The sequence below is a fragment of the Stenotrophomonas sp. PAMC25021 genome (genome assembly GCF_004795795.1).
GTDB classification, from domain to species: Bacteria; Pseudomonadota; Gammaproteobacteria; order Xanthomonadales; family Xanthomonadaceae; genus Stenotrophomonas; species Stenotrophomonas muris.
The window spans coordinates 3,031,770-3,049,576 of sequence record NZ_CP039255.1; the positions used below are offsets into that span (position 1 = coordinate 3,031,770).

Genomic DNA, 17,807 nt, shown 5'->3' on the forward strand with positions numbered 1-17,807 from the left:
GGCCGCCCGCACGTCCGCGGCCGCCTCCCGATTCCGACAGAACCATGACGCAGCCTACCCGTCGCCAGTTGGCCAACGCCATCCGCTTCCTTGCCGCCGATGCGGTTGAAACCGCAAAGTCCGGCCACCCCGGCATGCCCATGGGCATGGCCGACATCGCCGAAGTCCTCTGGAACGACTACCTCCGCCATAACCCGAGCAACCCGCACTGGTTCAACCGCGACCGTTTCGTGCTGTCCAACGGCCACGGTTCGATGCTGCAGTACGCGCTGCTGCACCTGAGCGGCTACGACCTGCCGATCGAGCAGCTGAAGCTGTTCCGCCAGCTGGGCAGCCACACCGCCGGTCACCCGGAACGCCACGAGACCCCGGGCGTGGAGACCACCACCGGCCCGCTGGGCCAGGGTTTCGCCAATGCCGTGGGCTTCGCCCTGGCCGAGAAGCTGCTGGCACAGCGCTTCAACCGTCCGGAGCTGGAAGTGGTCGACCACCGCACCTGGGTGTTCATGGGCGATGGCTGCCTGATGGAAGGCGTGTCGCATGAAGCCGCTTCGCTGGCCGGCACCTGGGGCCTGCACAAGCTGGTCTGCTTCTGGGACAACAACCACATCTCCATCGACGGCAACGTCGAGGGCTGGTTCACCGACAACACCCCGGAGCGTTTCGAGGCCTATGGCTGGAACGTGGTCCGCGACGTCGATGGCCATGACCCGGACAGCATCAAGGCCGGCATCGAGGCCGCGCTGTCGCAGAGCGACAAGCCGACCCTGATCTGCTGCCGCACCACCATCGGGTTTGGTTCGCCGAACAAGGCGGGCAAGGAATCCAGCCACGGCGCACCGCTGGGCAAGGACGAGCTGGAAGCCACCCGCAAGCAGCTGGGCTGGGAATACGGTCCGTTCGAGATCCCGCAGGCGATCTACGACGGCTGGCGCGCCAATGGCGCCGGCACCCTGCGTCAGGCCGAGTGGGAACAGCTGTTCGACAAGTACGCCAGCCAGTACCCGGCTGAAGCAGCCGAACTGACCCGCCGCTCGCATGGCGAACTGCCGGCCGACTTCGTTGCCAAGGCCGATGCGTACATCGCCCAGGTGGCCGCGGAAGGCCCGACGATCGCCTCGCGCAAGGCGTCGCAGCTGGCCATCGAAGCCTATGCCCCGCTGCTGCCGGAAATCGTCGGCGGTTCGGCCGACCTGGCGCACTCCAACCTGACCCTGTGGAAGGGCAGCAAATCGGTTGCCAGCGACGACGCCAACGCCAACTACGTGTATTACGGCGTGCGCGAGTTCGGCATGACCGCCATTGCCAACGGCCTGGCCCTGCACGGTGGCTTCATTCCGTTCGACGCCACCTTCCTGGTGTTCAGCGACTACGCCCGCAACGGCGTGCGCATGAGCGCGCTGATCCCGGCGCACGCCATCCACGTCTACACCCACGACTCGATCGGCCTGGGCGAAGACGGCCCGACCCACCAGCCGGTGGAGCACCTGGCCTCGCTGCGCTACATCCCGAACAACGACGTGTGGCGTCCGTGCGATGCGGTCGAGTCGGCGGTGAGCTGGAAGGCCGCGATCACCCGCCAGGACGGCCCGAGCTGCCTGGTGTTCAGCCGCCAGAACCTGCCGCACCAGCCGCGCAGCGCCGAGCAGATCGCGCAGATCGAGCGCGGCGGTTACGTGCTGGCCGATGCCGCCGGTACCCCGGATGTGATCCTGATCGCCACCGGTTCGGAAGTCTCGCTGGCCACCGAAGCCAAGGCCCAGCTGGATGCGGCTGGTCTCAAGACCCGCGTGGTCTCGATGCCGTCCACCGACGTGTTCCTGCGCCAGGATGCGGCCTACCGTGAATCGGTGCTGCCGAACGCCGTGCGCAAGCGCGTGGCCGTGGAAGCCGGCGTCACCGGTTTCTGGCGCCAGTTCGTCGGCCTGGACGGTGCCGTGATCGGTATCGACACCTTCGGTGCCTCCGCCCCGGCCGACCAGCTGTACAAGCACTTCGGCATCACCACCGCGCACGTGGTGGAAGCCGCCAAGGCGCTGTAAGCAGCATCGCGACGTAATGAGGAAAGGCCGGCGCAAGCCGGCCTTTTCTTTGCCGCAGGAAAAAGGGGACGGAGGGGATTAAGTCGTTTGTGCACAAACGACTTAATCCCCTCCGTCCCCTTTTCTCAGGCGGTGCGTGCCAGTGCCAGGCGCAGCAGGCGCGCGTCCAGGCGTTCGGCGAAATCCTTCGGTGCCTGCAGGCCCATGCGCTGCAGGTACACCGCATCGCCGTCGCCGGCCGGTTGCCGTAGTGCTGCCCAGACGGTACGCAGCTTGTCGCCGCGGGTCTGCGTATTGGCCTTCAGCCACGCCAGCGCTTTCACCAGCACCTGCTCGATCTCGTTGAAGTCACTGCCCAGCGGATAGTCCGGCAGGCTGCCATCGGCGCGGAACGGGGCCAGCGCCGCTGTCAGCGCCTGCGGCGTATTGCGCTGCTGCCGCTGCGGATCCGGTTGCGCGACCGCCAGCAGTTTGCGCGAGGCGTGCGCCTGCTGCAGCAGGCCGCCCTGGAACGGGGCCTCGGTGATTGCGGTCATCGCATGCACGCAGTCCTCGTCGGTCAGTCCGCGCAGGTCGGCAATGCCGTATTCGTTGAGGTAGATGTCGCGCAGGTGGCGCGGAATGGTGGTGTGCCCGTAGTTCCAGCGCACGTTGGATTCGCGTCGGCCCTTGTCATCGCGCGCGGCGCGGAACATCAGCACGCTGCGGGCTTCCGGCAGGGCATGTGCCATCGCCACGAAGTTGTACTGGCCGCCCACACCGGATACCACGCGTCCATCGTCCAGCGCGTCGGACACCGCCGCGCCCAGCGCGGTGGCCATCATGCAGGAGTTGAAGAAGCGCGCATGGCGGCGCTGCAGGCGTTCCAGCGTTTCGTTGCCGCCGTACAGCTGGTTGATCTCGCTGATGCGGCGCATGCCGATCGCACGGCACTCGTCCTCTGGCAGCGTGCGCAGCCACTCGTAGAATTCCGGCGAGCCCAGGTAGAACGCGCCGTGCAGGTACTCACCTTCGGCCGCCAGTGTGGCGTGGTCGATCGACAGCGTGCTGCCGTTCTCGATGCGCTGCATCAGCGCCAGGTCATCGTGTACCTTGCGCTTGATCACCCCGGTCTGCACCAGCCTGCGGAAGCCCTCGTTGAGCATCTCGCTGCAGCCGTACAGACCCACTTCGAACGGGTCCACGCCGCCGATCTCCTGCACCAGCGGGTGGCTGGCCAGCTGCGGATCCAGCGCGTGCAGCACGCGGCGGTAGCGCGCGTTGTCGGTGTGGCGCAGCACCAGCGCATGGCTGAGCGCGTCGGCCAGCGTACCGATGCCGATCTGCAGCGTGCCGCCATCGCGCACCAGCGTGCTGGCGTACAGGCCGATGGCGTAGTCGGCATCGCCGACCGGCTGCCGCGGCAGCCCGAACAGCGCCGGGTACGGCGGCGGTGGGGTGATCACCAGATCGAAGAACGAGACATCGACCGTGGCCGAGCCGCCCAGGTAGGGCAACTGGGGATCGATCTCGGCAATCAGCAGCGGACGCGGCAGGCCACGTGCGGTCATCGCGTCCAGCGTGTCCTGGGTGATGTCGTTGTTGCACGACAGGGAAAGCCGGCGGTCGTTCGGGCGCATCGCCACTTTCTGCACGATCACCTGTGGCGCGCGCTGCGCCACCGCATCGGCGGCGTGGGTGTAGTTCAGGCTGGTATAGCTGGACTGCGCCTGGCGCGACCCGAGCAGGGCGCCGGACTGCATGTAGAACTCTTCCACCTGCACATGTGCAGGCAACGCGTCGCGCGCGATCGCATCGGCATAGGCCAGGCGCGGGAAGTCGTCGCCGAAATGGCGCTGCGCGAACGGTGCCAGGAAGCGGGCTTCCAGGCCGTTGCCCCGCGCCTTCGGCGGATTCAGCGACAGCGCGGTATACAGCTGCAGCGGCCGCGACGGATCGTGCTCGACGCGCGCGTAGAGGGCATTGAGCAGCCGATGCGGCTTGCCCAGTGCCAGCGGTGCCCCGATCCGCAGCGGCCCGTCCACGCGCGCAAACAACCAGTCGACGGCGGCGTCCAGGTCGGTGAGGTGTTCGGTCATGCGCGGCGGTCCTGCGTCGGGGGAGTGCGGGCATTACAGCATGTCGGGCTTGAACCGCCGTCGACGCGAGACTTCCGCGCCGGCCACCATGAACTGCCCATCGCCGCGGTAATGCACCGTGCGCGGCAGTTTCGGCCGGGGCGCAACATGGGCGTGCACGATTTCCCAGATGAACAGATTGCTCGCTGCCACCTGGCTGTCGTCGTACAGGCGGCATTCGAAGCACGAATGGCATTGGCCGACCAGTGGCGCGCCGACCTCACGCGCGGGCAGTGCGTCGAGCCCGAAACGGGCGAACTTGTCGACCTCGCGGCCGCTGCAGTTGCCGATGTCCACCACGGTATCGAGCAGCTCCACCCCGGGCACGTTGATCACGCACTCGCCGCTGCCGCGCGCCAACGCGTGGCTGTGGTTTGCGTCCCACAGGTAGGTGGCGACCAGTGAAGGCGAGAAGCCCATGACCATGTGCCAGCCCATCGTCATCAGGTTGCGCTGGCCGCGCCATGCCGTGCTGACCAGCACGATCGGGCCGGGTTCGAGGAAGCGGCGGGCCTGCTCGACCGGGAAATCCTTCTTCGGCAGTGCTTTCATCCGGGGCCAGGGGCGGGAGGAACCGATGCTGGCGCAGCCGGGATGAACCCGGAGTCGAGGGGCTTGACAGGCAGTTCGATTACGCGCGTAATCAATTTGTCGATTACGGATGTAAACCATGACCCCGATCAGCGAAGCCGAAGCCGTCGTGATGGAGGTGCTGTGGCAGCAGGCACCGCGTAGTGCCGATGACGTGGTGGCCGCGCTGGCCCATCGCGACTGGGCCGAGCCGACCATCAAGACCCTGCTCAACCGCCTGCTGACCAAGGGCGCGATCACTGCCGAGCGCGATGGACGGCGTTACCTGTACCGGCCGCTGCTGCAGCGACAGGCGTGGGTGGAGGCGCAGAGCCAGGACTTCATCGGCCGTGTCTTCGAAGGGCGCGTGGCGCCGCTGGTCGCGCACTTCAGCGAACGCGGCCAGCTGAGCGCGCAGGACATCGCCGAACTGAAGAAGCTGATCCAGGAGCTGGACCATGACTGAGCTGCTCGACGGACTGTGGCGGGCCAGCTTGTGGCTGGCCGTGGGTGTGGCCCTGCTGGCGGTGCTGCGACCGCTGCTGGTGCGGTTGGGGGGCGCTGGGCTGGCCTACCGCAGCTGGTGGCTGCTGCCGCTGCTGCTGGTGGCCCTGACGCTGCCATTGCCACAGGTTGCGGTGTTGCAGCAGGTACCCACGCTGCCGCTGAAAGTGATGCCCGGTGCCCTCGATGCCCTGAGCGGGCCCTCGCTGCCATGGGCCGGGCTGTTGTTCGCGCTGTGGGCATTGGGCGCGGGCATCCGCCTGTTGCGCGACCTGCACGCACAACATCGTTTCGAACGGAGCATGGGCCCACTGACGCCGCGCACCGATGGCAGCTGGCAGGCCAGCGGCGATCCCGGCTTGCCCGCGCTGGTTGGCCTGTGGCGCCCACGCATCGTGGTTGGTCCCGACTTCGACCTGCAGTTCACCGCACAGGAACAGAGCTTGATCCTGCAGCACGAGCGCAGCCATCACCGTCATGGCGATCACTGGGCCAACGGTGCGCTGCTGCTGGTGCGCGCGGTGTTCTGGTTCCACCCGCTTCTGCCGTGGGCTGCGGGCCGCTTCCTGCGCGACCAGGAACTGGCCTGCGATGCCCGCACCATGGCCCCGCAGCCGGCGCTGCGCGGCCTCTACGCCAGCACGCTGCTGAAGGCGCAGCTGGTCCACCCGGTTGCGCCAGCGGTCTGCCATTGGCGCAGCCAACCCGTGTTGAAGGAGCGTATCGCCATGTTGAAGCAGTCCAAGCGGAAGGCATTGCCGTGGGTGTCCGGGCAGGTGCTGGTGGTCGGGTTGTGTGTGGGCATGGGCGCGGTGGCATGGGCCAGCCAGGGCGGCGCGGTTGGGAGCCCGGGGATCGGTGTCGAGCCGTTCGAGCACGCTGAAGAAGATGCGGCCAAGGCTGGGCTGGACCGTCCGATCCAGATCGACAGGATGCCACCGCCGTCCTATCCAAAATCCGCGTTCGAGCAGCGCCAGGTAGGTGTGGTGAACCTGCGCGTGGAGGTGGATGCGCAGGGGCGTCCCAGCGATGTCCGCGTGCTCAGTGCCACCAATCCGGGCGTGTTCGATGCGGTGTCGATCGCTGCGGCACGCAGCTGGACCTATCGGCCGGCGATGAAGAACGGTAAGCCGGTTGCAGCGGCGGTGAAGATTCCGATCACGTTCGCCATGGACAACACCGAGGACACCCAATGAAGTCCGCTGCGCTGATCATGGCGGCAGCGCTGCTGGTCGGGTGTGCGAGCCAGGACCGCCTGACCACGGTGGATACCCGCAGCGAAAATGTCGGCCACCAGCGCCTGCAGCCGCAGGCGGGCAGCGGCGGTGGACAGTCGCAGGTGTATTCGCTGGGTGCGACCGAAGGCTACCGGATGCCCCAGCTGTACGCGGCACCGGACCCGGAGGTTGGCGATCGTGACCCGCGCGCGGAACTGGCGCCGACCACGATCTGCCTGCAGGTGGTGGTTGATGCCAATGGCGCCGTGGAGCGAAGCCTGCCATTGACCGATCGTCCGGAGTGCGCGGCAGGTGCTGCGGGCGAGAATGCGCCCCTGCTGCAGGCTGCCCAGGAAGCCGTAGCGATGTGGAAGTACTCGTCCGCAGCGGTCTGCCACTTCGCGGCGGGCAAGGTGCCTGCCGACCGCGGTGACTGCCGGGGCGCCGAGCGCGTCGAGCCGGTAGCGGTCACCCTGCAGTACGCCTTCACGTTCGAGATCGTGAAGGGCCAGCACGTGGTGCGGATGCAGGGAAAATGAACACTGGCGGTCCGCGATGGAAACCGATGGCGCCGGGCTCTGCCCGGCGTATGTCAGGCCCCGCCTTGGATATTGGCCTTTACCGCAGGCTGCATCAGCTTCGGTTCTTCCAACGTCGCATCGCGGGCCTGGCGCACGCTGACGAACTCCGCCTCGGCCACGCCGTCGTGCACGTGGATGTTGTGCGCGCGCTGTTCACCGATGGTGGTTTCGTTGGCGAAGTCGCGGCCGCCCGGGCCGTAGTCGTGGCAGACGAACACGCGGGTGGCATCCGGCAGGGCCAGCAGGCGCTGGATCGAGCGGTACAGCTGTGCGGCATCACCGCCAGGGAAGTCGCAACGGGCAGTGCCGCCGTCGGGCATGAACAGCGAGTCGCCAGTGAACAGCGCATCGTCGATCAGGTAGGCGATGCTGTCGCTGGTGTGGCCGGGCACGGCGATCACCTGGCAGCGCAGTTCGCCCAAAGTGAAGGTCTCGCCATCACTGAACAGGTGGTCGAAGATTTCATCGGCGCCCGGAAGCTGCAGGCCATAGCGTGGCGCAAACGTCGCCTGCACCGCGCGGATGCCTTCACCGATGGCCAGCGTGGCCTGCGGAAAGTGCTGCTTGAGTCGGCGCCCGGCCGACACATGGTCGGCGTGGGCATGCGTCTCCAGCAGCCAGCGCAGCTGCACGCCCTGTTGTTCGATGGCCTGCAATGCCGCGCGCAGCGGTGATTCGCTGCTGGCGTCGGTGTCCGGGTCGTAGTCCAGGACCGGATCGATCAGCGCCGCCTCGCCGCTGGCCGGGTCGCTGACCAGGTAGCTGAAGGTGTTGCTGTCACGGTGGAAGAACGACTGCACCTGGACCGGCATTGGAGCTCTCCTCAGCGCGTGCCGAGCACGCGGTTCAGCAACTGCGCCAGGTTTTCACCGGCCAGCCGCAGCTGCGCTTCGGCCAGCGGCCGGTAGCGCTCGGTGTACTCGTCACCGATTTTACGCGAGGCCGGATAAACGCCAGGTTGCATGGAGATGCGGCAGCTGGCCTCGGCCCAGGCCTGCGGGTCGCGCTGCGGGTTGGACTGGCGTGCCAGCTTCGGTGCGCGCTGGCTCTGCAGCACCGGCAGGTAGCCGGCATCGTCCAGCTTGCGGGTGTTGAGCATGCCGCTGTCCCACAGCGAGTGCAGGTTGGTACCGCGGTTGCCGAACTGCAGCTGGAAATCATTGCCGCCCTTGTCGTGGGCGTAGCCGGCGTGCATCGGCTGGTGGATGTCGCCGACCAGGTGCACGACGAACTTCAGCGCCTGCAGGCGCTCGCCGTCAGTCAGGCTGCGGTCGCCCAGAATGGCGCTCTGCGCCTTGAGGGCTTCGACGATGCAGTTGCCGTTCCTGCAGTGCTTCGGTGCTTCGTAGTGGCAGTCGTCTTCGGCAATGTTGACGTAGTGCCAGCCGGCCGAGCGACGGCCCAGGCCCGGGTCCTTGGCGCGCAGCTGGTCGGCCCAGGGCGCGATGCTGGCCAGGGTGGCGTCCGGTTCGGTGGCCAGCAGGCGGTCCACTTCGGCGCGGGCGGCGGGGGTGAGGCGGGCGTCGGCGACTTCGGCGACAAGGCGGTGGCCTTGCGCGCCCCAGGCATGGGCAGGGGCGGAGACGGACAGCAGGGCCGGCGCCAGGGCGGCGGCGAGGAACAGGGAGTGCAGGGCTTTCATGCGCCCATTCTAGCGGGGTAGGTGGATTGAAGAGCGGCGCGTTCCTGTTCCGAAGTGGAAGCGTAGAGGGAGGGGCGGCGGGACACGCCGTAAATCCGTCCTTGGAGGAGGCTCGATGGCGCCATCCATGCCGCCAACGGTCCCGCCGCCCCTCCCTCTGCGCTCCCCTCCAAACATGGCCGCGGAGGCGGATGCAAACGTCAAATGCAACATCAAAAACAAATGCAGGATCAAAATCGGCCTCCTGCAATTACAGGCAATCACTGCGCCTCGGATGCACGGGTTCTGCTCTTGCCTTTGCTTGAGCTGGTACGCACGCGGTGATGGGAAGGGGCAAGGCGGGGAGCGGAGCCGGGACCGTTGGCGCCATGGATGGCGCCATCGAGCCCCCAGGGATGGGTTTACGGCGTGTCCCGGCTCCGCTCCCTGCCTTGCCCCAGCTCCGGAACCGCTTCAGTCCCAGGCACAAAAAAGCCCCGGCAATTACCGGGGCAACATGCTGCGAGGGCTTTGCGTGTAGCGGGGGAGCGGGGGCGAAGCCCCCGCGCCCAATACACCGCTTTAGAACTTGAAGACGTACGAAGCGCCGTAGACCAGCGGATCGATGTTGACCGTGCCGATCTTCTCGCCGTTCAACTTCACCTTGCTGTCGATGTCGATCCAGCGCATGTCCACGCGCAGGGCGCCCTTCTCGCCGATCGCGAAGTCCACGCCGGCGTGTGCGGCCAGGCCCCACGAATCCTGCAGCTTCAGCTTGCTGCCGGCCAGCGCACCCGTAGTGTCTTCGCTGAAGAAGGTGGTGTAGTTCAGGCCGGCGCCGACGAACGGCGACACCTTGCCCTTGCTGTTGAAGTGGTACTGCAGGGTGACCACCGGCGGCAGCTGCTTGGTGCTGCCGACGCGGCCCAGGCCGTTGATGTTGATGTCGTGCTTGAACGGCAGCGCGGCCAGCACTTCGATGCCCAGGTTGTCGGCGATGAAGTACTCGCCGGTGATGGTCGGCTTGACGTCATTGTCGACGTCGACCTTCAGGGTGCCGCCGGCCAGCCAGCCGTTGTTCGACTTCGGCGCCACCTGGTGCACGCCGGCCGAGACGGTCCAGTCGCCCTTGGACTGGGCCATGGCCGGGGCGGCGGCGAGCGACAGGGCGGCGGCCAGGCTGGCCATGATCAGGGGGGAGGTCTTGCGCATGGGGGTGTTCTCGTTGCTGGGTGGATGGCGACAGTCTCGGCCTCACGCCGCGCTAACGCTTTGATCCGGATCAAATCCTGTCCGTGGGCCGGCCGGCGGTCCCGGCTGGCCCACGGTGGCCAGCGGCGGTTTGCTAGACTTGTGGGCCCTATCCATCCCGCCGCACCTGTCGCGGCCGCAGGAGCTTGAGAAATGGCAATCAAGGTTGGTATCAACGGTTTCGGTCGCATCGGGCGTAACGTCCTGCGCTCGGCGGTGCTGAACTTCGGCGACGACATCGAAATCGTGGCCATCAACGATCTGCTGGAGCCGGACTACCTGGCGTACATGCTCAAGTACGACTCCGTGCACGGCCGCTTCAAGGCCGACGTGGCGGTGCAGGGCAACGACCTGCTGGTCAACGGCAAGAAGATCCGCCTGACCCAGGAACGCGACCCGGCCAACCTGAAGTGGGATGAAGTCGGCGCTGATGTGGTGCTGGAAGCCACCGGCCTGTTCCTGACCAAGGAAACCGCGCAGAAGCACATCGATGCCGGCGCCAAGAAGGTCATCATGTCGGCCCCGTCGAAGGACGACACGCCGATGTTCGTGTACGGCGTGAACGACAAGACCTACGCCGGCCAGGCGATCATCTCCAACGCTTCGTGCACCACCAACTGCCTGGCCCCGCTGGCCAAGGTCATCAACGACAAGTGGGGCATCAAGCGCGGCCTGATGACCACCGTGCATGCGGCCACCGCCACCCAGAAGACCGTCGATGGCCCGTCCAACAAGGACTGGCGCGGCGGCCGTGGCATCCTGGAAAACATCATTCCCTCGTCCACCGGTGCGGCCAAGGCCGTCGGCGTGGTCATTCCGGAACTGAACAAGAAGCTGACCGGCATGAGCTTCCGCGTGCCGACCTCGGACGTGTCGGTGGTCGACCTGACCGTCGAGCTGGAAAAGGAAGCCACCTACGCCGAGATCTGCGCCGAAGTGAAGGCACAGAGCGAAGGCCCGCTGAAGGGCATCCTGGGCTACACCGAAGACAAGGTGGTGGCCACCGATTTCCGCGGCGAGACCTGCACCTCGGTGTTCGACGCCGAAGCCGGCATCGCCCTGGATGGCACCTTCGTCAAGCTGGTCACCTGGTACGACAACGAGTGGGGCTACTCGAACAAGTGCCTGGAAATGGCCAAGGTCGTCGCCGCCAAGTAAGGCCGGCGAGCAGCGCGCGCGGACCCCGGCCTGGCCGGGGTTCGTCGTTTATGGGGCCAGCCCTGTCGTAGCATGGGCCGGTCGACCGCTGCCGCTGGGGCGCGGAACCGCATTGGAAGCATGCAATGGAAGCACTGATAGCCCTGGTCGTACTGGTTCTTCTGGCTATTCCGCTGTTGCTGGTGGTCGCGCTGGTGATGATCGCCGGCCTGCGCCGCCGCGTCGCGGCGCTGGAAAGCGCGATGGCCGCCGCGCCTGCCACCGCCAGGCCGGCCGCCAGCGCGCCCACGCCTGAACGGGCTGCGGCCACGCCCACGGCCAGTGCCGATCCACCGTTCCTGCGGCCGGTCGCCGCTGCTGCGCCGCACCCCACGCAGCCACCGGTGCGCGAAGCAGCGCCGACCGAGGCGCCTGTTCCCCGACCTGCTGCGCCACCGCCGGTGCCACCGGTGCCGGTGCAGCCGCCGCTGCCTTCCGAGCCGGCACTGCCCAACGTCATCGAGCGCGGCATCGGTGCGGTCAAGCGCTGGTTCACCGAAGGCAACGTGCCGGTCAAGATCGGCATGCTGGTGCTGCTTGCCGGTGTCGCTGCGCTGCTGAAGTACGTCAGCGACCAGGGCTGGCTGGTGTTGCCGATCGAGCTGCGCCTGGCCGGCATCACCGTGGGGGCGCTGGGCCTGCTGGCCTTTGGTTGGCACCAGCGCGAGCGCCGGCGCCTGTTTGCGCTGGCCTTGCAGGGCGGTGCCATCGGCGTACTGCTGCTGACCATCTTCGCGGCCTTCAAGCGCTTCGACCTGATTCCGCCGGGCTTCGCCTTCGCCAGCTCCATTGCCCTGGTGGCCGGGCTGTGCGTGCTGGCGGTGGTGCAGAACTCGCGCACGCTGGCCGTGCTGGGCATCCTGGCCGGCTTCATGGCACCGCTGTGGCTGTCCGCCGGCAGCGGCAATCACGTGGGGCTGTTCAGCTATTACGCGGTGCTCAACGCAGGCATTTTCGCCATCGCCTGGTTCCGCCCTTGGCGCGCGCTGAACCTGCTGGGCTTCGCCTTCACTTTCGGCATCGGCACCTTCTGGGGCGTGCTGCAGTACGTACCGGACAAGTTCAGCAGCACTGAGCCGTTCCTGCTGTTGTTCTTCGTGTTCTACCTGCTGATCCCGCTGCTGTACGCGCGCCGCCAGCCGGCCAGCCGGCGCGATCTGATCGATGGCAGCCTGGTGTTCGGCACGCCGCTGGTCGCATTCTCGTTGCAGGCAGGCATGCTGCACGAACAACCGATGACGCTGGCACTATGCGCGCTGGGCCTGGCCGCGATCTACGCGGTACTGGCACGGACACTGATCGCACGCGCGTCCTATACCGTGCTGGCGCAATCGCATGCCGTGCTTGCGGTGGGCTTCGCCACGCTGGCGGTGCCGCTGGCCTTGTCGGCGCGTGCCACCGGTGCCGTGTTTGCGCTGGAAGGTGCAGGCCTGGCCTGGTTGGGGCTGCGCCAGAAGCGCTGGCTGCCGCAGGTATCCGGCGCGTTGCTGCAGATCGGCGCCGCATTCGCCTTCGTTGCCGGTGGCGACCACTGGCACGAAGACCTGCGCTTCCTGATCAACCCGACCGCCATCGGCGCGCTGTTGCTGGCCCTGGCCGGCTTCGCGTCGGCGTGGAGCTACCAGCGCAGGCCACGTCATGAGGTCGCACTGGTGTACTACCTGTGGGGCCTGCTGTGGTGGCTGGGCGGCCTGGTCCATGAGATCACGCGCTTCTTCCCGTACCGCACCGAAGTGGACGCGTTGCTGGTGCTGGCCGCGGTCACTGCCTGGCTGGTGGCCGAAGTGCCGCGTCGCCAGCCGGCACGTGCACTGGGCGTGACCGCACTGGCCATGCTCGCGCTGGGCTTCCCGCTGGCCCTGGTGCAGAGCGATGCACACCACCAGCCGTTCGCCGGTTATGGCGCGCTGGCCTGGGCGGTGTTCGCGGTGCTGGGCGTGCGGACCCTGCTGTGCCTGCGCCAGGGCGGCGATACCGTGGCCCGCATCGCGCAGTTCCTGTGGTGGCTGCTGTGGCCGTCGCTGCTTTCGCTGCTGGCCCTGTGGGGCGGTGGCGAAGCCGATCTGGCGCAGGGCTGGACGACCCTGCTGGTGACCTTGCCATGGCTGCTGATGGCGGCACTGTCGCTGTGGCGCTGGAATGCGCTGCGCTGGCCATTGGGACAGGCCTTCGACAGCGTGCGCGTCCCGCTGCAGTGCGTGCTGTTCGGCCTGCTGTCGATCGGCTGGCTGTTGGGCCAGCTGCTGCCGGGCGACGCTGCACCGCTGTTGTGGCTGCCGGTGCTGAATCCGGCCGAGATCGGCCAATGGTTGAGCCTGTTGCTGCTGGCGCGCTGGCTGTACAGCAATCAGGGTTCGCAGGCCCCGCAGGCATTGCTGAACATCCGCATGCCGCTGCTGGCACTGGCGGCCTTCGTCGCGCTGACCAGCCTGGTGCTGCATGGCGTGCACCAGTGGGGTGGGCTGGCGTGGAACGCGTCGATGATGCGCTTCAGCCTGGCCCAGACCAGCCTGACCGTGTTGTGGAGCGTGCTGGGCGTGATTGCCTGGGTGTGGGGTTCGCGTCGTGGCCAGCGTGTGCTGTGGATGGTCGGTGCCGTGCTGATGGGCGTGGTACTGGCCAAGCTGGTTATTGTCGATCGCCAGCACCTGGGCAACCTGCTGGGCATCGCATCGTTCATCGCCTACGGCCTGCTGTGCACGGTCGTGGGTTATCTGGCACCGGCTCCGCCGAGCGTGGCGCCGACCGTGGAGGAAAAGCAATGAGGAAGTGGAGCAGGGCGCTGCTGCCGGCGATGTTCGGCATGCTGGCCGCCGTCGTGGTGCAGGCGGCTGATTACCGCACGCAGTATGCCGAGCAATGGCCGCTCACATTGTCCAGCGCGCAGTCCGGTGCCTACCGCATCGTGCTGGAGCCGGCGATCTACCGCCGTGCCGTGAGCCCCGACCTCAGCGACCTGCAGGTGTTCAATGCAGCCAGCCAGCTGCTGCCGTCGGCACTGCTGGCGCCGGACCAGCCGCTGGCGCAACCGCCGGTGCAGCGTGAGCTGCCGTGGTTCGTGCTGCCGCCGCTGGCCGATGCCCAGCGCAACGATCTGCAGCTGCTGACCGAGCGTGATACCGATGGGCGCGTGCGCCGGGTCGAAGCACGGGTGAGTGGCGGGGCGACGGCGAACGGGCAGGGCGGCTGGCTGATCGACGCCAGCATGCTCGACCAGCAGCCGCTGGCGGCGCTGGTGCTGGACTGGGCCGACAGCGGCCAGCCGCTGCAGGCGCAGGTTCAGCTGGATGCCAGTGATGACCTGCAGCACTGGCGATCGATGGGTCGCGACGTGCCGCTGGTGGATCTGCAGCGCGCCGGCAAGCGCCTGCTGCAGCGCCGCCTGCAGGTGGACGGCACTGCACGCTACCTGCGCATCCTGGCGCAGGGCGACTCGCGGTTGCCGACCCTGCGCGGCGTGTTGGCGGAACTGCCGCCAGCGCCGGCCACGCTGCCGTGGGAATGGCTGTCGCTGGAGCCGACGTCGAAGGGCAAGGGCGAATACACCTTCGAGATGGATGGCCGGTTCCCGGTGGCGCGCGCCGATGTGGCCAGCACCGACAACAGCCTGGTGCAATGGACGCTGTTCAGTCGTGATGACGAGAGTGCCGAGTGGCAGCGCCGCAGCGCGCCGTGGATCGCCTACCAGGTGCAACAGGGCACGCAGGGCCAGCGCCAGCAGTCGGCGGCGCAGCCGCTGGGCGGCGTGCACCGCGACCGCTACTGGAAGCTGGTGGCGAATCCGGCGGAATCTGCCACTGCGCCGACGCTGCGCCTGGGCTACCAACCCGAAGTGCTGGTGTTCCTGAGCCAGGGTGCGGCGCCCTACGCACTGGCGGTGGGCAGCGCGACCGCGCGCCGCACGGACGCGCCGATCGGGGTGTTGATCGAGGAACTTCGGCAGCGCAACGATCCGTCGTGGCAGCCGACGCTGGCGCGACTGGAAGGCAGCCCGGAACCGCTGGCGGGCGACGCGGCGCTGAAACCGCAGCATGACTGGAAGTCGTGGCTGTTGTGGGCGCTGCTGGGTCTGGGCGTGCTGGTGGTGGGTGGCCTGGCGCTCAGCCTGCTTCGGCAGAAGCCGACGCCTTCGGCGTAGGTTCCGGCGAACGGCGCAGCCCCTCGTGGGTGGCTGCAAAGCGCGATCCCGGGGATGGGCCGAGCGGGTGGGCTGGGCAGGGGACGCCGTGAATCCGTCCCTGGAGGCTTAGCCGCGCCATCCATGGCGCGGATACCCCTGCCCAGCCCACCCGCCCGGCCTCTGACAGTTTCCGTGTGCGTCCACCCACGGAAAGAAAAAAAGAAGAGCAAAAGCTGCTTGGCTGGGCGCTCTTTGTAGAGCCGAGCCCACGCTCGGCTGCTGCTCGCGGTAGACCCAGCCGAGCATGGGCTCGGCTCTACATTAGTTTCTCCGACATCAGAAACCGCTCTTGCTCCTGCCTTTGCCATCCGCTCCGCCTCATGAACCTGTCAAGGCCGGGATGGTGTGGGGTGGCAGGGGTGTGAGCCGCATGGATGCGGCGACCAAGCCCCCATGGACGGGTTTACGGCGTCCCCTGCCACCCCACAGCACCCCGGCTCACCCTCAGCACCAAGAAGCGCCAGCGCTTTGGCTGTTGCAGTTCGCTGTTGCCGTACGCCTCTGCCTGCCGCAGGCATCGCCACCCGATACAATGGCCGCCTGCCGTAGCCCGGCATCCCGTCCCTGAGCCAAAGAGTTGCCCATGTCCATCGTCCGCATGACCGACCTCGACCTCTCCGGCAAGCGCGTGCTGATCCGCCAGGATCTGAACGTGCCGATCGAGAATGGCCGCATCACTTCCGAACAGCGCATCACCGCTTCGCTGCCGACGCTCAAGCGCGCGCTGGAGCAGGGCGCGGCAGTGATGGTCACCTCGCACCTGGGGCGCCCGAAGGAAGGCGTGTGGAGCGAGGCCGACTCGCTGGCGCCGGTCGCCCAGCGCCTGTCCGAGCTGCTCGGCCGCGAGGTTCCGCTGGTGCGTGACTGGGTCGACGGCGTCGACGTGCAGCCGGGCCAGCTGGTGCTGCTGGAAAACTGCCGCATGAACGTCGGCGAGGGCAAGGACGACGAGGCCCTGTCGAAGAAGTACGCCGCCCTGTGCGACGTGTTCGTGATGGATGCCTTTGGTACCGCACACCGCGCGCAGGCCTCGACCCATGGCGTCATCCGCTTCGCCCCGGTCGCGGCCGGTGGCCCGCTGCTGATGGCCGAGCTGGACGCGCTGGCGCAGGCGCTGGACGCACCGGCCAAGCCGCTGCTGGCCATCGTTGCCGGCAGCAAGGTCAGCACCAAGCTGGAACTGCTGGCCAACCTGGTCGGCAAGGTCGACCAGCTGATCGTTGGTGGTGGCATCGCCAACACCTTCATCGCTGCCGCCGGCTACAAGGTCGGCAAGTCGCTGTATGAGCCGGACCTGCTGGACACCGCGAAGAAGATCGTGGCCGATGCCAAGGCGCGTGGCGCCGACATCCCGCTGCCGGTCGACGTGGTCACCGCCAAGCAGTTCATGCCGGACGCTGTTGCCGAAGTGAAGGCGGTCGACGCCGTCGCCGAGGACGACCTGATCCTGGATATTGGCCCGCAGACCGCTGCGCAGTACGCGCAGCTGATCGGAAAGGCCGGCACCGTGGTCTGGAACGGCCCGGTCGGCGTGTTCGAGTTCGAAGCCTTCAGCAAGGGCACCGAAGCGCTGGCCCGCGCCATCGCCAGCTCGCCGGCATTCTCCATCGCGGGCGGTGGCGACACCCTGGCGGCGGTCGACAAGTTCGATATCGCCGGGCAGGTCAGCTATATCTCCACTGGCGGTGGTGCGTTCCTGGAGTTCCTGGAAGGCAAGACCCTGCCGGCCGTCGCCGCACTCGACGCGCGCGGCGCATGAGTGCCGACCGTAGCAAGGATGTCCTGTTCTTCGACCTCGACGGCACGCTGATCGATTCGCAGGTGGGCATCACCGCCTGCATCGCCTATGCGCTGCAGAAGATGGACCATCCGGTGCCGCCGCAGGAGACGCTGCTGGGCTGGATCGGTCCGTCGCTGCGCACCACCTTCGCGCCGCTGTTCGTCGAACCGGCACGGGTGGAACAGGCGGTGGGCTACTACCGTGAGCGCTTCGACGCCGAAGGCTGGCGCGAACACACGGTGTACCCGCAGGTGGAAGACACGCTGCGCACGCTGCATGGCCGTGGCCACCGCCTGGCGGTGGTCACCGCCAAGAACGAGCCGCATGCGCGCCGCATCCTTGCGCACCTGCCGTTTGGCGGGCTGTTCGAGGAGATCATCGGTTCGACCCTGGATGGCTCGCGCAGCCACAAGCCGGAGCTGGTCGGGGAAGCTCTGCGCCGGCTGCAGGTGCAGCCCGCACAGTGCTGGATGATCGGCGACCGCCGCATGGACATCGAAGGCGCGCGTCACCACGGCCTGCGCAGCGTGGGTGTGCTGTGGGGCTTTGGCGGTGAGGCGGAACTCACCGCGGCCGGCGCTGGCCAGCTGGCACGCGAACCGGCGCAGCTGGAAACGCTGCTGGCCTAGCTTGCTGTAGCGCCGAGCCGATGCCCGGCTGCTCCGGCGAGTGGCCAGCCGGGCATGGGCTCGGCTCTACGGAATGCCCTGCGCCAGCGTATGTCCGGACAATGTCCGTTGCATGACC

General features: G+C 67.5%; 14 protein-coding genes. 9 read left to right on the plus strand and 5 right to left on the minus strand.

From position 1 onward, the window contains the following. Window positions 1-44: 44 nt before the first annotated feature. A complete protein-coding gene (gene tkt / locus E5790_RS14140) occupies window positions 45-2,042 on the plus strand; it encodes a transketolase (RefSeq protein WP_014648248.1) in 1,998 nt (665 codons plus the stop codon). A 125-nt stretch (window positions 2,043-2,167) separates the two neighbouring features. Here tkt and E5790_RS14145 read toward each other — a convergent pair whose 3' ends face one another. Both E5790_RS14145 and E5790_RS14150 read right to left on the minus strand, forming a co-directional pair. Continuing rightward, entirely contained in the window at window positions 2,168-4,120 is a 1,953-nt protein-coding gene (locus E5790_RS14145; RefSeq protein WP_111206043.1) for an acetyl-CoA hydrolase/transferase C-terminal domain-containing protein, read from the minus strand. A 33-nt stretch (window positions 4,121-4,153) separates the two neighbouring features. Then, complete coding sequence (locus E5790_RS14150) at window positions 4,154-4,711, minus strand: flavin reductase family protein (protein WP_014648245.1); 558 nt, start codon at window positions 4,709-4,711, stop codon at window positions 4,154-4,156. Window positions 4,712-4,829: 118 nt separating this feature from the next. Here E5790_RS14150 and E5790_RS14155 point away from each other — a divergent pair, with 118 nt between their 5' ends. From E5790_RS14155 to E5790_RS14165, 3 genes are read left to right on the plus strand one after another with little or no spacing between them, the layout of a single operon-like run. Further along, a complete protein-coding gene (locus tag E5790_RS14155) occupies window positions 4,830-5,195 on the plus strand; it encodes a BlaI/MecI/CopY family transcriptional regulator (RefSeq protein ID WP_014648244.1) in 366 nt (121 codons plus the stop codon). Next, window positions 5,188-6,429 (plus strand): TonB family protein, encoded by a 1,242-nt coding sequence (locus tag E5790_RS14160; protein ID WP_111206044.1) that lies wholly within the window; start codon window positions 5,188-5,190, stop codon window positions 6,427-6,429. Before E5790_RS14155 ends, E5790_RS14160 begins: the two co-directional genes overlap by 8 nt. Further along, window positions 6,426-6,989: a hypothetical protein gene (locus tag E5790_RS14165; RefSeq protein ID WP_014648242.1), complete on the plus strand. Its 564-nt coding sequence runs from the start codon at window positions 6,426-6,428 to the stop codon at window positions 6,987-6,989. The genes E5790_RS14160 and E5790_RS14165 overlap by 4 nt, the downstream gene beginning before the upstream one ends. A 53-nt stretch (window positions 6,990-7,042) precedes the next feature. Here the strand turns inward: E5790_RS14165 and E5790_RS14170 are convergent, their stop codons facing one another. From E5790_RS14170 to E5790_RS14180, 3 genes are all read right to left on the minus strand, one after another. After that, window positions 7,043-7,843 (minus strand): MBL fold metallo-hydrolase, encoded by an 801-nt coding sequence (locus E5790_RS14170; RefSeq protein WP_111206045.1) that lies wholly within the window; start codon window positions 7,841-7,843, stop codon window positions 7,043-7,045. A gap of 11 nt (window positions 7,844-7,854) precedes the next feature. After that, complete coding sequence (locus E5790_RS14175; protein ID WP_049406223.1) at window positions 7,855-8,673, minus strand: S1/P1 nuclease; 819 nt, start codon at window positions 8,671-8,673, stop codon at window positions 7,855-7,857. 561 nt (window positions 8,674-9,234) lie between these two features. Next, complete coding sequence (locus tag E5790_RS14180; RefSeq protein ID WP_136191770.1) at window positions 9,235-9,864, minus strand: OmpW family outer membrane protein; 630 nt, start codon at window positions 9,862-9,864, stop codon at window positions 9,235-9,237. Window positions 9,865-10,056: 192 nt separating this feature from the next. Here E5790_RS14180 and gap point away from each other — a divergent pair, with 192 nt between their 5' ends. The 5 genes from gap to E5790_RS14205 all read left to right on the plus strand — a co-directional run bounded on the left by gap (window position 10,057) and on the right by E5790_RS14205 (window position 17,689). Further along, the gene (gene gap, locus E5790_RS14185; protein ID WP_111207004.1) at window positions 10,057-11,061 is read left to right on the plus strand and encodes a type I glyceraldehyde-3-phosphate dehydrogenase; all 1,005 of its coding nucleotides are present in this window, start codon (window positions 10,057-10,059) and stop codon (window positions 11,059-11,061) included. Between the two features lie 125 nt (window positions 11,062-11,186). Next, entirely contained in the window at window positions 11,187-13,865 is a 2,679-nt protein-coding gene (locus E5790_RS14190) for a DUF2339 domain-containing protein (protein WP_111207003.1), read from the plus strand. Beyond that, a complete protein-coding gene (locus tag E5790_RS14195; protein ID WP_032962132.1) occupies window positions 13,862-15,238 on the plus strand; it encodes a DUF3999 domain-containing protein in 1,377 nt (458 codons plus the stop codon). Before E5790_RS14190 ends, E5790_RS14195 begins: the two co-directional genes overlap by 4 nt. A gap of 625 nt (window positions 15,239-15,863) precedes the next feature. Next, window positions 15,864-17,039, plus strand: a complete 1,176-nt coding sequence (locus E5790_RS14200; RefSeq protein ID WP_014648236.1) for a phosphoglycerate kinase — start codon at window positions 15,864-15,866, stop codon at window positions 17,037-17,039. After that, window positions 17,036-17,689: an HAD hydrolase-like protein gene (locus tag E5790_RS14205; RefSeq protein WP_111205442.1), complete on the plus strand. Its 654-nt coding sequence runs from the start codon at window positions 17,036-17,038 to the stop codon at window positions 17,687-17,689. Before E5790_RS14200 ends, E5790_RS14205 begins: the two co-directional genes overlap by 4 nt. The last annotated feature ends 118 nt before the right edge of the window (window positions 17,690-17,807 follow it).